Origin of the sequence: Thalassotalea psychrophila (assembly GCF_031583595.1) — a bacterium.
Taxonomy (GTDB): Bacteria; Pseudomonadota; Gammaproteobacteria; order Enterobacterales; family Alteromonadaceae; genus Thalassotalea_A; species Thalassotalea_A psychrophila.
On sequence record NZ_CP134145.1, the window covers coordinates 2701380 to 2716527 of the forward strand.

Consider the following 15148-nt stretch of genomic DNA (forward strand, 5'->3'; position numbering starts at 1 on the left):
GGATTAAACTAGGTGAATTTTATCAATTAATCGATGTTGGCTACTATTCGATCAAGGTGTTAAAACTTTTCTCAAAAAAATCTCCAATTACCGGCACCGGCTTACGCTGATGATCAAAAGCATAATATAGTCCAATAGCCCATAGAACCAATACGGGTAACGCTAAAACCCAACCAACAATAGGAATAAAACTTAAAATGACCCAAGTGAGCAGTAAACCAAGAGTTTGTCTTAAATGAAATGCGGCAAAGCTAGTAGGATTATTGCCATGCAGTAGCAGTGCAACAACCCAACCTATAATTGAGAGATAGCTAATAATAGCAATGGTTTTACCACCAACTTTAAAAGTTTTATCATCAAGATGATATTGCGCCATTCTTATCCTTAAGCTTTACTTAACACTATACTAACTATGATAAAAAATACTAAAAATTCAAGTTTTGTTTGCACAATTATCCATTTACGGTCTTACTATGCACAATAAAAACACTTTAATAATCAAACCAAAATCTAAACGTAATGGCTTGTTTATATTGATATTAGGTTTAATTTTTATGTGTATATGCTTTATGTTGAATTTAGCATACTGGCATTTTTTCAAATTACAATTAACAGCCCTTATGCTAGCGAGCTTTATTGTTGTTTTAATAGGATATTTTAAACATAACGAACCGAATATAAGTTATGAGTTAACCCCTAAAACAATAAAATATCATCACCGTAGAGGACAATGGCAAATAAACTGGGCAGATGTAACACGAATTGGCGAAGTAAAGGCAGATATTCAAGGTGAAAATGTTCTCCTACCTTATATCGGTATTAAGCTTTCTTCATTAGAGGCATTAGCAAAGTCTGTTGCTCCTAGGCTAGCGAATAAACTTATTCATGAACAACAGGAATTGATTAAATTAGCTGTAAAAAATTCACAGTTAACAATGGCACAAGGGACAATTCACTTCGATGGGTTCAACATAAAAGATAAGTTATTAACCGGACCTGTAGGTGCTTGGTTACAGCAAAGCACAAATCTCGATATTGCCTATGGCTACCACGTATATCTCCCCGAAGACAGTTTGGATCGAGATAAAGAGCAGTTTTTAAGCCTGCTCAAGCAATGTCATGTCTATTCATCTCAATACACAACAACTTAATTAATTTGTTATACCTATTCCATTAATTTAACTTGCTACTAATCGTCTTAATGTTGGTGGCGAAACATCTAATAGACTACTCGTTAATTTTACACTGAGTCGTAACTCTTTACAGGCTTGTGCAAGTAGAGATTGTGAAAAAGCTACCTTCGATTCAACCATTTTCAATTGTTGAATATGCGCAACTAACGCTTTTTGTTCAAATGAACTGACATAATTATTCAATTCAACATCTGCTTGCAGTTTTTTCCAACGGCGACGAAATGTGCTTTCAGCAAGATTTAAGCTATTAGCTGCTTGCAGCGCAATTTGTTGATGTTGTTCGAGACTAACTCGGTAAAGTTGGTACTCAATCCAAGGTCCAATTTTAAAAGTATTTTCACTAGCATGGCTTGGTAAACAATGGTTTATTAAATCTTTCGCAATACAGATTGAATTTCCTGACTGTTTAGCCTCTAAATCATTGTCTTGTTTAGTAAAATCACTATTTACAGCAATAGCTTCATTTGTATTAACAGCTTGCTCAGGCAATTCGCATGTATCACTGTTGGAATTTGGATTTGCAGGAAATAAACCAAGGTGATGACAAGTAACAATGTTATCACTACAAACAATTACAGAGCGATGTACTAAGTTTTTAAGCTCTCTAATATTACCTGGCCAGAGGTATTCCAATAGAGCTTGTTTTGCCGGTTCACTGAAGTCAATAATGCTTTTATTGTATTCGTTAGAAAAAATATCTAAATACGACTTAGCAATAAGAACAATATCATCAGTTCTTTGTCTTAGAGGTACATTTTCAATCTTGAATACGTTTAAGCGGAAATATAGATCTTCACGAAATTTACCTTTGCTAATTTGTTCTTTTAAATTTACGTTAGTTGCAGCAATTAGGCGCACGTCAACTTTTTTAACATTACCACTTCCCACTTTAGAGTATTGTTTTTCTTGTACAAAACGCAATAGTTTTACTTGTACCTCAAGTGGTAATTCGCCTATTTCATCTAAAAATAGAGTACCGCCATCGGCTTCCTGAATCCGCCCTGTTACGTCTCTATTTGCTCCTGTAAATGAGCCCTTTTGATGACCAAACAATTCACTCTCAACCAAACTTTCAACTACAGCACCACAATCAAAAATGATAAAAGGTTTATTTTTCCGATCACTTAGTTGATGTATACTTTGCGCTAACATTTCTTTACCGGTTCCTGACTCTCCGGTAATTAATACAGTGGCATTGGTAGGAGCTACCATTTCAACTTCTTTCATTAAATTGGTCATTGCGCTTGATTTGTACCAAAAATTCAATGAATTGTTCGATTCAATCACTTTCGTATCATTTGTGCCGGCACAAAGACGCTCTACTTTTAACGCTACAAAATCGGCAATATTATACAAAACATGATGATCTTTAGACGTAACATCCTGATCTTGCTCACTAGATAGCCAGAGGAAATATCCTGGTTTATTAGGAATATAGATTGGAATTATTTTTTGTATGCCCTGTTCAGCTAATACAGAGGTAAAAACTTTTCCATGCTCATTTTGTATCGATTTAATATGAGATATTTGATTTTCAGATAAACAAATATCAATTTTAGTTAATTCTTTGCCTGACTGATTTATTGCTTGGTGTAATTTAACTGTATTGTTTTCTAAACTATAGAAACCTGCAGCTTTCAAACCAAAACCATTAATTAATTGAGTCAATAACTCCTTGATAAAGATTGGTAATTGTTCAATTTCATTGAGAAAATTAAGAATACTCCATTGCATCAGCATTTTCTGGTAATCATGATTAGCAGATTTAGATACATTCCCACTTAATCTGTCTAAATTACCAATTTGCAACAAGGCACTTTGTTGCTGCCACTCTCTAATTTGAGAGCCACCTAGATCTCTTGCCTGAGAAAGTGAATAATTGGCCTGATAAAATAATTCAACCGGTGAGTAGTTTAGAAGCTGAGAGTTAAGCGCAATACCAAGGCTAAATTTTAACGACGATTGTTCTTCTAGAAATGTGTGCTGCATCAGCCTTTTTTCTAGCTGATTGACAATATTTTTAATTTGCGCAGCACTACTTTGCGAAAACATCACCATAAACATTGTCCCGCCATAATGGGATGACATATCCGTAGGGCGTACAAACTCTCTTAATAGTTCACCAATACAATACAGCACCCTGTCGCCATAATCACGACCTTGCTGCAAATTTAGTTCGTTAAAATTGTCTGGGCTTAGTAATAAAATCCCTGAGACTAATGGTGTTGTTGAAGGTAAATTACTTTTACTCTTACCGGTAAAGTTTAGCTCTTTAGGTATGCTGTCTAAGCTACTGAGCTGTCTTAGAATTAACACTACCCCTGTTTTACCATTGGCGTACGTAATGGGACCTACAACTCCGTCGACCAACTGACTTGAACCGTGAGAAGTTTGTATTGCTAACGGTTGAAGTTTGGTCACGGTTTGTATTTTTATTGCCGTAGCAATAAATTGCTGTGATTGTTTAGCGGTTAAATCTTGTCTCGTTTGAACTAAGTTATACCAAGGTTTCCCTTTGACATCTTCAAGGGCTTTCCCAAATAACAGTTCCGCAGTGTTACTAATATCAAACACGTCGCCTTGTTGATCAAGATAAATAAGAATATCACCAATACAAGATATGGTATTTTTTAATAAATGGCTTTGTTTATATTCTTGTTCGCGGATATTAAATTTATACAACGAAAGGTGGAGTAATTGCTGAAGTTCTATTTTATTTATAGGGCAAGAAAATTCACTGAAAGAAAACTTTGCTTGATGGTAGTTATCAGTTAAAGAAATCGCTTGTTTTTCATTAAAAAAGAGCACCGGACAATTCATCAAAACAGTTAAACGTTCTTTGTCTGTCGATGATTCAATGCCGTTACTATCGATAATAATAAAATCGAATCCGACAAACTCTCTTGCACAAACGATTTGTTTAATGATTTTTGAATTTACTGCAACGGTTAAGTCTTGTTGCTCTAACATATCAACGATTTTGGCTGCACTTTTGCTATTGCTTATTAGCAATGCTGTTTTATTATTTGTATTAATCATAAGTAAACTATCGCTTAAGCTTAGTTAGCAACTAAGTGAAGATCATTAATAAGTAACGATTCAAAATCACCTGCATTTATAGGAGGGCTAAATAAATACCCTTGGATCATTGAACAATTGAAACTCTGTAAAGTTTTTAACTGCCCTTTCGTTTCCACGCCCTCTGCGATAACAGCTAAGTTTAATGTTTCTGCTAATACTATAATCGCTTTTACAATAGCTGCGGCATCAGAGCACGTATCAATATCCGTAATAAAAGAACGATCTATTTTAAGAGTACTTATTGGAAATTTTTTCAAGTAACTTAGTGATGAATAGCCAGTACCAAAATCATCAATTGCAATGCCAACACCTAACGCCTTAATTTGTTGTAATCGAACAATATTCTCTTCGACGTCGGTCATTATAGCGCTTTCTGTAAGCTCTAATTCAAGCAAGTTTGCTGGTAATTGGGTATCTTCAAGTACAGTCTTAATGTAGCCAACTAATGAGCCTCGCTTGAATTGAACAGAAGACAAATTAACCGATACACGGCATTCATTATCACCTTCATCTAACCATATTTTAGCTTGTTGACATGCTGTTTTAAGTACCCATTCACCTATCTCTATGATCAAGCCAGTCTCTTCAGCAATAGGAATGAACTCAGCAGGAGAAACTAAACCATGCTTAGGGTTGTGCCATCTAATTAATGCTTCCACACTGACAATTTGGTCTTTTTCTACATCAATTTGCGGTTGGTAATATAATTCAAATTCATCATTCTCTAAAGCTTTACGTAATTCTTGTTCAAGCTCTAACCGTTCAATAGCTCTACAATTTAAAGAGTCAGAATAAAATTTGAAGCAGCAACGTCCTTGTTCTTTGGCATGATACATAGCTATATCAGCATTTTTCATTAAGTTAGTTACATTCAAACCATCATCTGGATAAACCGATATTCCAATACTAGGCGTAACTGTAACTTCAAATTGGTCTATTTTTATCGGCTGTGACAGTGACTGAATGATCCTTTGCGCAACTTGTGCAATATCATCAATATGATCAACCTGACTTAAAAATATAGTAAATTCATCACCACCAAGACGAGCAACCTCTGAAGTTAAACCCTCATCCGCCCCTCTTGCTAATAAATCAGAATCTCTTAGGTTATTCTCTAAAACTTTAGCAACCTTTTGTAATACTCGATCACCAAAACCATGACCAAGGGTGTCGTTAATTCGTTTAAACCGATCTAAATCAATAAACAGCACACCAACATGATGATTACTGCGTTCCGCCAATAATAAAAACTTCTCTAAATGATGGTTAAAATTTTCTCGATTAGCTAACCCAGTTAAACTGTCGTAATAAGCTAAATATTTAAGTTTTTCTTGAGAGTTTTTTAACTCTCTAAGCGCGTCTCTACTGCGTAGCATGTAACGCACTCGGTGAGCTATCATTGGCCAGCGTATCGGTTTTGGTAAGAAATCGGTCGCACCTATTTCATAGGATTTCAAAATAGATTTATAATCATCTGCACCCGTTACCATTAAAATTGGTACATCTTTACCTGACTTGTGTGCCCTAATCTGTTGACACACTTCATAACCACTGAGCCCTGGCATTTCCACATCAAGTAAGATTGCATCGGGTTGCATTGTAAAAAACTTAATTAATGCGGTATCACCATCAGCGGCTTCAATTACTTCAAATCCTTGAGCTTCTAATGTATCTCGCATTAAGATTAAATATGTTGGGTCATCATCACATATAAGCACTTTGGCTTTATTGTATAGGTTCAACTCGGCATTATTCATACAACTTCCTTCACTAACTCTTCGAGTAAAACTATAGTATTTTGATAAGTTTCATTTATATTATTGGCGCTAAATTGGCACTCTGAAATATTGCCTCTTGCCGATTCGTGTTCAATAAAAATACAAATATTGGTTAACTCTTTCGCACCAACATTTGCACATAGAGATTTCATTGCATGTGCTGTTATACGGATATTCTCGTTATCAGCTTGGTCCAAATAAGTCATTAGATCGTCAATTTTTACCACTATTTCTTTCTTAAACGATTGTAAAACTCGTGGATAAATGTCTCGATTAGTAATTTTTTCAATATCGCGTATAGCTTCAATAGCAGAAAAATCTAATAATGATTCTGAGTTTTCACTAATGTCTGATTTTCTTGTGTCATCATTATCAACAATCACTTCATTTGGCACAATAAGGTTATTAAGGTATTTTTTTAATACATTTAACAATATCTCAGTGGTGAAAGGTTTACATATATGCTCATTCATTCCTGCATTAATACATTCTTTTTCATAACCTAATCCAACACCCGCGGTTAAGGCAACAATTGGTGTTGTTGGAAGGTCTTGTCGGTTTTGCCATTCACGGATTAACCTCGTTGCTTTAAATCCATCCATGACTGGCATTTGGCAATCCATAAAAATAAGATCATATTGCATAGTTTTGATCTTTTCTACAGCAATAGCACCATTGTCTGCTATGTCAATTTCACAACCGTATAAATGCAACATGGCTTTTGCCACTTCTTGATTGGTGATGGCATCTTCAACTAACAAAATATGAGCTTTAAACTCATCAACTTCATCAACAATATGATTATTATGGATTTGTTCATCAACAGGTTTTCCATCGATACAATCTTTTAAAACGTCTAATGTTGAACCTTTTCGCAATGGCTTATCAAGATATCTTGCTTGCGCTAATAAACTAGGGTTTGATGTTGTCCTATTTAGCACCACAACGTTGTCCACGACAGTTTCTAGGTGTTTATATATTTCAGTTTGCGACAGTAACTGTTCATCTACTAAATAAATTATATGCTTGTTTTTTGCTATAACGGTTTGTTGAAGTTTTTCAATACTCAGAGTTTGATGATTTAATTTAAGCCTTTGCAAAAGGTTCAAAGTCATTTTATTTACAATGTCATTCTCTGTTAACACCATAATTTCGGTATTTAATTGTTCCTCATGATGCTCAACGCTTTGATTACATTCAATTAAAGGTATCTTTACAGTAAAAGTAGAGCCTTTTCCAGGTATTGAATCAACATAAATAGAACCTGACATTAATTGCACCAGCTTTTTAGTAATCGCTAAACCTAATCCGGTACCACCAAATTTACGTGTTGTTGAGTTATCTTCTTGTTGAAAAGATTGAAATATTTTACTTTGGTTAATTTTACTAATACCAACACCGGTATCTTTAACTGAAATATATAAAGATTTCTGATCTGAATGGGTATTCAATTCAATAAAACCTGTTTCAGTAAACTTAATAGCATTACCTAACAAGTTGGCAATTACTTGTCTAATTCGTAGCGAATCAGCCTTAATTATTGGGGCGCAACTAGGCTCAATATAAATAGCAAGTTCAACTCCTTTTTCATGGGCTTTATTTGCAAACAGAAAACAAGTTTCTTCAATAAGCTTGTGGTAGTCAAAGGTTTGCAGGTCTAATTGAACTTTTTCGGCTTCCATTTTAGAAAAGTCTAGAATGTCGTTAATTAACTCTAATAACATTGATCCGGCTTTTTGCACTGACTCGGCATAATGATTTTGTGTTCTATTCAAACCCGTTTTAAGCAACAGATCGCTCATGCCTATAATACTATTCATTGGCGTTCGAATTTCATGGCTCATAGTAGCTAAGAAATTTGCTTTAGCATTTGCAGCTTTCTCAGCAAGTTCTTTCGCTAAATTAGTTTCAACTATGGCGTGTTCAAGTGCACTGTTAGCATTTTGTAATTCTTGAGTACGTAAATGAACTTCAGCTTGCAATTGCTCTTTAGAATCAAGCAATTGCTGACGTTTGTATTGCTGACGTTTATACATAAGCACAATAACAATAAACAATCCTAAGAAGTAGCCGAAATAAGCAGGCCAGCTTAGCCAAATAGGCGGATTAACATGGATTGCTATAGTTAATTCATCTTCGCTCCAAATGCCGTCATTATTTGAGCCTTTTACCCTTAATAGATAATTTCCATGCTGTAAACTGGTGAAAGGTATGTTGTTACTTGTAGTTTCTATCCACTCTGAATTCAAACCTTCCATCATATATTTATATTTATTATTTTCTGGCTTGGTGTAATCTAATGCAGCAAATTTAAAATCTAAAAAAGAGTCTGAATACTCAAGTTCAAGTACTCCATCATTTCGAAACATATGGTGAATAGGAACTGTTTTGTTATTTTTGGAGAATTTAGTAAACCTTAGAGGTGGTTGATTAGTATTTATAGGTACATTATCTGGCATAAACGAGTTAAAGCCATTAGGTCCACCAAAATAAATTCGCCCTGATTTTGATTTAAAATGGGCGCCGGCATTAAAGTCATCGGCCTGTAAGCCATGAGTTTTATCAAAGTTATTAATTGATAAATCAGCTGGCGATAAGCGAGTTAACCCTCTTGTATGACTTACCCAAATATAACCGTTGTTATCTTCAACTAAGCCATAAGCTACATTGCTTGGCATACCTTCTTTAATACCGATATGATCAAAATTAATATTCCCTTGGTAATATTCTCTCTTATCTAATCGGGCAATACCAAAATCTTCAGTAGCAATCCAAATGTATTCTTCGGTGTTTAACAAACCTACAATATAATTTGTTCTGATACTGTTTTCTTGTTGATCATTAACTTGATAACGTGTGTTGTTTCCTGTTGCCAAATTATAATGATTAATACCAGCACCTCGTGTGGCTATCCAAAGGCTTTGTTTATTTTCAACAATTACGTCAATAACTTTATTACTCGATATTGAATTGTCATCATTTTCGTCATGCAAAATACGTGAGATATTGCCATTTTTATGAAGGATGTTTACCCCACCACCAAATGTTGCAATTACTAAAGAGCCGTTATCTAGTTCTACTATTTTACTGATAGCATTACTACTAAGTGAATTTTGATCTTCAGGATCATGTTGGAAAGTTTTAAACTCTTCACTATTATTGGGTTTATAGTGTAAACCGGAACCAAATGTTCCAAGCCATAGATTGTCTGATTTATCGATCAATAAATTCATTACTCGATCATCCTGTAAAGCAACAGGATCAGTTTTATCAGCATGGAATTGTTTTATTTTTCCCGTTGCCGATTCAATAATATTAAGGCCACCACCCAATGTTCCTACAAATATATTGCCTTTTGAATCTTCTGAGAGTGCTACGATAAAATTGGATGAAAGCTCTTTGCCCTTACCAAAGTTTTTACTCACATGATTAAAGGGAGTTAATACCGCGTTCCAACGACTCACGCCGGCAATAGTGCCTACCCACATAACCCCGCCGGCATCTTGAAATACCGAAATCACCAGATCATTAATTAAACTATTTTCTCTAGTGTTCTCGTGATTGTGCCGTATGAATGAATCATTTCTCTCGTCATATAGACAAAGTCCATTACCAGTAGCGAACCAAAGCTTTCCCTTGCTGTCTTGATAGATATCACGGACATCATTAGAACAGATACTGTTAGGGTTACTTTCTTTAAAAGGATATGATTTAGTCACACCTTCATATAAATCAAACTGAAAGACCCCCATATCTTTGGTAGCAATCCAAATATTATTTTGGTGATCTTCAAATACTTTTTTAATTTTATCACTTGGGATATTAATATCGGTTTTTGTGTCGAATGTTAAAAAGTTTGGTTTTCCAGCTAATTTTACTCTTATTCCACTTTTTTCTGTTGCTACCCATAGGTTTTGGCCTTTATCAAAACTAAGGTCTGAAATAGAGTTTGTTTGTAGCTGTGGATGAGACTTAAATGACGAGGTTTTAAAATCAAAAACAGTGATGCCTTTATCAGCGCTGCCAAACCAGAGCATTCCATTTTCATCTTCTACAACGGTTTCATAATTTTGTCCTAAAACGTCCTTATTAAGTTTATTGCTGTTGTAGTTTTTAAAACCTTCAATTTCCGGTAAATATAGGCTGATACCACCATTACCAAGCACCCATAACCGCCCTTCTGAATCGACAAAAACTTTATTTACCCAATTACTTGCAAGGCTGGTTGGTACTCCCGGTATGTGGGTATAAATTGTCGAAGAAATTCCATCAAAACGATTTAAGCCGTTTTGATTACCAAGCCATATAAAGCCCATTTCATCTTGAGTAATGCTATTAACAGCAGGGTGAGATAAGATTTCTACATCATTTAAATTGGTAAACTGAATTTGATTTTGATTAATAATATTTGATGCGTTTACCTTAGTACTGAAGAGTATAAAAATAGCGAAATGTATAAGAAAAACTATCAGCAATAAATTATGCTGATTCTTATTAATGGTCATTACTGCAACCTAAAGTTTATTATATTAATTCTTAGTATTAATAGCATTTAGACCCTTAAATGTCATTACAAATTGAGTCTAAAAGCCATAAATAGAAGTTAACTAACGTTTAAAATATTATTTACAGGATGTAATGAATCGAAAGGTAACAAGCATGTAAATAAATGGTTAATTTTGCGTTAACATTCCATTCATCCCAAAAGTGAGACAACTTTATAACATCCATGTTAAGTTGGCATTCCTTCGTCCCTGAAGTAAAAGGCGCCAATTGGCGCCTTTATATTTTTTATTCTTGTTCAATCCATTTGTTAATAAATGACACCGAACTAATATCACTTCCCATATCTAAGAAAGAATTTGATTGCGGCCATACATGAGCATCTTCCCACACCGCTGTATCACCCCATAAGTTAGATTGCGGCCATACGTGAGCTTGCGGCCATACGTGGGCTTGTGGCCATACGTGGGCTTGTGGCCATACGTGAGCCTGCGGCCATACGTGAGCCTGTGGCCATACGTGAGCCTGTGGCCATACGTGAGCCTGTGGCCATACGTGAGCCTGTGGCCATACGTGAGCCTGCGGCCATACGTGAGCTTGCGGCCATAAATGGGCTTTATTGTATAAACCATCCCACTCGAAACCTTCAGCCCCTAATATGTAAAAATCACCACTTTCTTCGTAACGACGAGCCGGACCAACATAATGCTGTGAGTCATTTAGTTCATTCGCAATATCCATTCCTTGATTGGCGCAACCAACTTTATCACTTGCTACAGCCCACGGAGCGTTAATCATACCCGCTCCTTGTTGAAAAATACTGTATGACAATTCACTTTCATTTTCTGTGCCAGCAAGTGCTGAAGACATCAATCGACATTTAATATCGTTAGGTGTTAAGTACGGGTCATTTTGCAACATAAGAGCTGCAACACCACTAGCTACAGCGGTAGATTGCGATGTACCTGATAATAAGAAATAATCATCACCGTCAGCATACTCTGGGTAGTCTTTATAAAGTTTTGATTTATGGCTCATTAAACCTTGCATGTGACCGCCGGGTGCAACAAGTTCAGGTTTAACGAAGCCTTCAACCGTAGGGCCAGCACTTGAAAATGAAGTAACAAAATCATCAGAAAGATCAAACGGAGTATAGTTATCTGAAGTGGCACCAATGGTTATTACATAAGGGTTATTCCCTGGAACACCAATAGACATTGCCTCTGAACCACTATTACCTGCAGAAGCAAAAACAGTAATTCCTTCTTGCCATGCAACCATTAGCGCTTGATTGATTGGATCTTGCCAATAAAACGACTGCGGTTTGGCACTAAAAGATAGGTTCAACACTTTAATATTATGTTTTTCACGATTTACAACAACATACTCTATAGCTTTTAAAACATCGCTGTAAGTTGAGCTACCATTTGCATCAAATGCTTTAACTACCGTTAATTCAACATCAGGCGCAATACCATTATACGTGCCACTTTCTTCACCATTACTATTATAAGTTGCCGAGCTATTGCTGATTAAACTGGTGACATGTGTACCATGACCATACTCATCTTTTAATGCTTTACTGCCTTTAAGCACGCTGTGGTGATGAATTTTACGCTTTTTTCCATAACTGTTTTTGGTAATGCCATCAAACTTTGCAGCGCCACTATCTATAATAGCAACCCCAACCCCTTCACCAGTTATGCCCTGATCGTGTAATTGGCTTGCACCTACTTGAGTGGGAAAATAAGTATTGCGCTCATCAGTTTGCCCTTTTGACTTAGAATGTGACTTATGCGCACTAAGCTTAACTTTCTCATCAGAAAACAATCGTATCATAGGGTGTTCACTACGAACCTGCTCTGCTTGCTGATTTGTTAACAAAGCGGATATCGCTTGAATAACTGTATAGTTATGTACTACTTCCCCACCAACTGATTCTATGGCGGAAATCAAGGTTGGCTTGCTAGCTCCTTGAACTATATAAGAGCCTTTATATAAATTGGGGCTGTTAGAAATAAAAAGAAACGCTGCTACAGAAAGTAGCAGCAAGGTACTTAGCGCAGACCTTATTATTGTTATTTTTTTTAATGAATTCAGATTCATAAATTACACCAGTTAAATTAATATAATTTATCTAATGCGAGAACTGTGCCAGAAAATAAAAACCAGTTTAACAACCGCATTTTCATTAGCCTGCAGGTTACAAACAGTTACAGGGCTCTAAAGAATCGCCTAATAAACAGAAAAATATGACGAGTACAAATGCAAAAATAATGACGAAAGGATAATTTGGCGAAAACAAATGGCGACAACATTAAACAATATGGCGAATGTTTATAGTGCTAGAATTAAATGCTGAAACCATTCGATGAGAAGATCAATATTGTAGATACTTAAAATTAACAGCCCACTACCTACTTTATAACTACTTTGCTAGTTTACTTTTAGCTTCTTCAACTTTAGAAAAATCTAAACCAAGCTCATCTACTGCTTCTTTGATTAAGTCAGGATTAGTCATAATGGTCATCATTAACTCTTGTAACTTTTCAGCAGGAATACCAAGACCTTGAATAATCGCCATTGCCATCATAGGGTTTTCTGTTAACGCTTGGAATAATTCATTAATTTTTTCATCACTAATATTTAATTCTTTTAATGTTTTAATAATTGGGTTCATTTGTTTTTTCCATTGAAGGTTGTTAATTAACTACTAGGTGTTGGTAGTACAATCATTTGTTCGAAATATTCTTTACCATGCTCTGCTATTATTTGTAGGTTAGCACTACTAGATGAAATAGCTAAAGCATCAAAACGTTCAAAACTAGATAAATATTCAAACAGTGTTTCAGGTTCTATATCCTCCCCTAATACTGCGATGAGTGTAGCGATGACATTGTAAGAAAAATTGATCTTATCTTTCTCAGTTGTTACCTGTTTTTTACTGCCCATTGCTAAGAGTGCTCATTGATATTGATTCTTTATCTATATATGGACTATGGAAAATTTATCAATAGTAGCCATGCATAAATATTGGCAACAATTTTGCACGGTACTAATACGTTAGCTGTAAGTAGCTTCATAGCCTCTACGACGATCTGTCGAATGACTTCTAATAGGTATGTTTAATACTAATGGATGAGCTACAACTATATTGGTTACATTACCTAAATTGAACTATTCTTAATAGTGAGCAATGTAACGTCTAATAGGTATTAACTATGTCAGTAGATGTAAATAAAATTAATGATTTTGCATTAGCTATGCTTGAGCAAGCAGGTTTAGATGATCTACTATGGTCTATCGCTCAAGGCGTTGGTGATATCATGGAGTTTGAAGATTGTGTTATTTACTTACGAGCAGAGCAAATATTAATTCAAGTTTCAGCATTTGGTATTAAAAACCCTAAAGATAGGCAAATCTATGAAAGAATAGAAATTCCTATGGGACAAGGCATTGTAGGTACCGTAGCTGAAACTAAGGTTGCAGAGATAGTACCTGACACCCTGCTCGATCATCGCTATATATTTGACCAATACTCAGGTCTCTCAGAGCTTACGGTGCCCGTAATCTATGAAGGTGAAACAATTGCGGTTATCGACTCAGAATCTCAATATACAAATAATTATACGAAATCCGATCAAAAGCTACTGCAAATAATTGCCAATATTATTGCTCCTCGGATCGCTAGTGCTATTTATCAAAGAAATCTGCAAACCACACAAATCAGATTAAAACGTGCCAATAGCGAATTGCAAGCAAGCATTGCCGATTTAAAACTAAATCAACAAACCTTGATCCAATCTGAAAAAATGGCATCGGTTGGCATGTTATCAGCTGGTATTGCCCACGAAATAAACAATCCCTTGGCATATTCATTAAGTAACTTGGCAATTTTAGAAGACTATATTTCCGATATTAAGTCTGCCCATCAGGCCATTATTGAAAACCCAGATATAGCAGAGCAACACAAACTGCCATTAAGGGATAAAAGCTATTGCCATGTAGTAAATGATCTTTCAGATCTTACTCAATCAACAATAAAAGGCTTAACCATCGCAAAAGGTATAGTTAGTGATCTTAACAGATTTGCTCGTTCCAAAGATGAGGAGTTGTGTAATGTTGACATCAATGAAGGGATTAAAACCACCTTAAATATTGTTAACAGTCAAATTAAGTCACATTGTCATGTAAATCTTAATTTAACCGACTTACCTTTAGTGCAAGGTAATATAGGCAAGTTGAATCAAGTGTTTATGAATATTATTCTAAATGCAAGCCAGGCTTGTAAAAAAGATGGCAATATTGAAATAGAAACTTCCACCGATAATCACGGTGTTTATATTAAAATTAGTGATAACGGTATAGGTATTCCTTCAGAAAATTTATCTCATATATTCCTGCCATTTTTCACCACTAAGCCTGCTGGCCAAGGAACTGGTCTTGGACTTTCGATTAGTTACAAAATCATTGAGGAAGAGCACCTAGGTAGATTAACAGTTGCCTCCGATGAAACAGGTACAACTTTCACCATTTTCCTACCAAACATCAGTAAACAGTTGGCCTGTTACTAGTACAAAAAAACAATACAAG

The 15148-nt window shown here is 35.4% G+C and carries 9 protein-coding genes; 2 read left to right on the forward strand and 7 right to left on the reverse strand.

Going from position 1 to position 15148, the window contains the following annotated elements; all coding sequences use genetic code 11:
• Positions 1 to 43: 43 nt before the first annotated feature.
• On the reverse strand, positions 44 to 376 hold the full coding sequence (locus tag RGQ13_RS10990; protein ID WP_348389792.1) for a DUF4870 domain-containing protein: 333 nt from the start codon (positions 374 to 376) through the stop codon (positions 44 to 46).
• 193 nt (positions 377 to 569) lie between these two features.
• Here RGQ13_RS10990 and RGQ13_RS10995 point away from each other — a divergent pair, with 193 nt between their 5' ends.
• Complete coding sequence (locus RGQ13_RS10995; RefSeq protein WP_348389793.1) at positions 570 to 1151, forward strand: DUF2982 domain-containing protein; 582 nt, start codon at positions 570 to 572, stop codon at positions 1149 to 1151.
• A 27-nt stretch (positions 1152 to 1178) separates the two neighbouring features.
• On the opposite strand, the gene RGQ13_RS11000 is transcribed toward RGQ13_RS10995, so the two are convergent.
• From RGQ13_RS11000 to RGQ13_RS11025, 6 genes are all read right to left on the reverse strand, one after another.
• Positions 1179 to 4232, reverse strand: a complete 3054-nt coding sequence (locus tag RGQ13_RS11000; RefSeq protein WP_348389794.1) for a sigma 54-interacting transcriptional regulator — start codon at positions 4230 to 4232, stop codon at positions 1179 to 1181.
• 20 nt (positions 4233 to 4252) lie between these two features.
• On the reverse strand, positions 4253 to 6031 hold the full coding sequence (locus tag RGQ13_RS11005; protein WP_348389795.1) for a two-component system response regulator: 1779 nt from the start codon (positions 6029 to 6031) through the stop codon (positions 4253 to 4255).
• On the reverse strand, positions 6028 to 10557 hold the full coding sequence (locus RGQ13_RS11010; protein ID WP_348389796.1) for a hybrid sensor histidine kinase/response regulator: 4530 nt from the start codon (positions 10555 to 10557) through the stop codon (positions 6028 to 6030). The genes RGQ13_RS11005 and RGQ13_RS11010 overlap by 4 nt, the downstream gene beginning before the upstream one ends.
• Before the next feature lie 286 nt (positions 10558 to 10843).
• Positions 10844 to 12661 carry a S8 family peptidase gene (locus tag RGQ13_RS11015; RefSeq protein ID WP_348389797.1) on the reverse strand — a complete coding sequence of 606 codons (1818 nt, stop codon included), beginning with the start codon at positions 12659 to 12661 and terminating at the stop codon, positions 10844 to 10846.
• Between the two features lie 322 nt (positions 12662 to 12983).
• Positions 12984 to 13235, reverse strand: a complete 252-nt coding sequence (locus RGQ13_RS11020) for a DUF2999 family protein (RefSeq protein ID WP_348389798.1) — start codon at positions 13233 to 13235, stop codon at positions 12984 to 12986.
• A gap of 26 nt (positions 13236 to 13261) precedes the next feature.
• Positions 13262 to 13507 carry a hypothetical protein gene (locus tag RGQ13_RS11025; protein WP_348389799.1) on the reverse strand — a complete coding sequence of 82 codons (246 nt, stop codon included), beginning with the start codon at positions 13505 to 13507 and terminating at the stop codon, positions 13262 to 13264.
• A 269-nt stretch (positions 13508 to 13776) separates the two neighbouring features.
• Between RGQ13_RS11025 and RGQ13_RS11030 the strand changes: the two genes are divergently transcribed.
• A complete protein-coding gene (locus tag RGQ13_RS11030) occupies positions 13777 to 15129 on the forward strand; it encodes an ATP-binding protein (protein WP_348389800.1) in 1353 nt (450 codons plus the stop codon).
• Positions 15130 to 15148: the final 19 nt, after the last annotated feature.

Coding starts and splice junctions, on each gene's coding strand:
- RGQ13_RS10990 (WP_348389792.1), bottom strand. CDS start 376: ATGGCGCAATATCATCTTGATGATAAAACTTTTAAAGTTGGTGGTAAA.
- RGQ13_RS10995 (WP_348389793.1), top strand. CDS start 570: ATGTTGAATTTAGCATACTGGCATTTTTTCAAATTACAATTAACAGCC.
- RGQ13_RS11000 (WP_348389794.1), bottom strand. CDS start 4,232: ATGATTAATACAAATAATAAAACAGCATTGCTAATAAGCAATAGCAAA.
- RGQ13_RS11005 (WP_348389795.1), bottom strand. CDS start 6,031: ATGAATAATGCCGAGTTGAACCTATACAATAAAGCCAAAGTGCTTATA.
- RGQ13_RS11010 (WP_348389796.1), bottom strand. CDS start 10,557: ATGACCATTAATAAGAATCAGCATAATTTATTGCTGATAGTTTTTCTT.
- RGQ13_RS11015 (WP_348389797.1), bottom strand. CDS start 12,661: ATGAATCTGAATTCATTAAAAAAAATAACAATAATAAGGTCTGCGCTA.
- RGQ13_RS11020 (WP_348389798.1), bottom strand. CDS start 13,235: ATGAACCCAATTATTAAAACATTAAAAGAATTAAATATTAGTGATGAA.
- RGQ13_RS11025 (WP_348389799.1), bottom strand. CDS start 13,507: ATGGGCAGTAAAAAACAGGTAACAACTGAGAAAGATAAGATCAATTTT.
- RGQ13_RS11030 (WP_348389800.1), top strand. CDS start 13,777: ATGTCAGTAGATGTAAATAAAATTAATGATTTTGCATTAGCTATGCTT.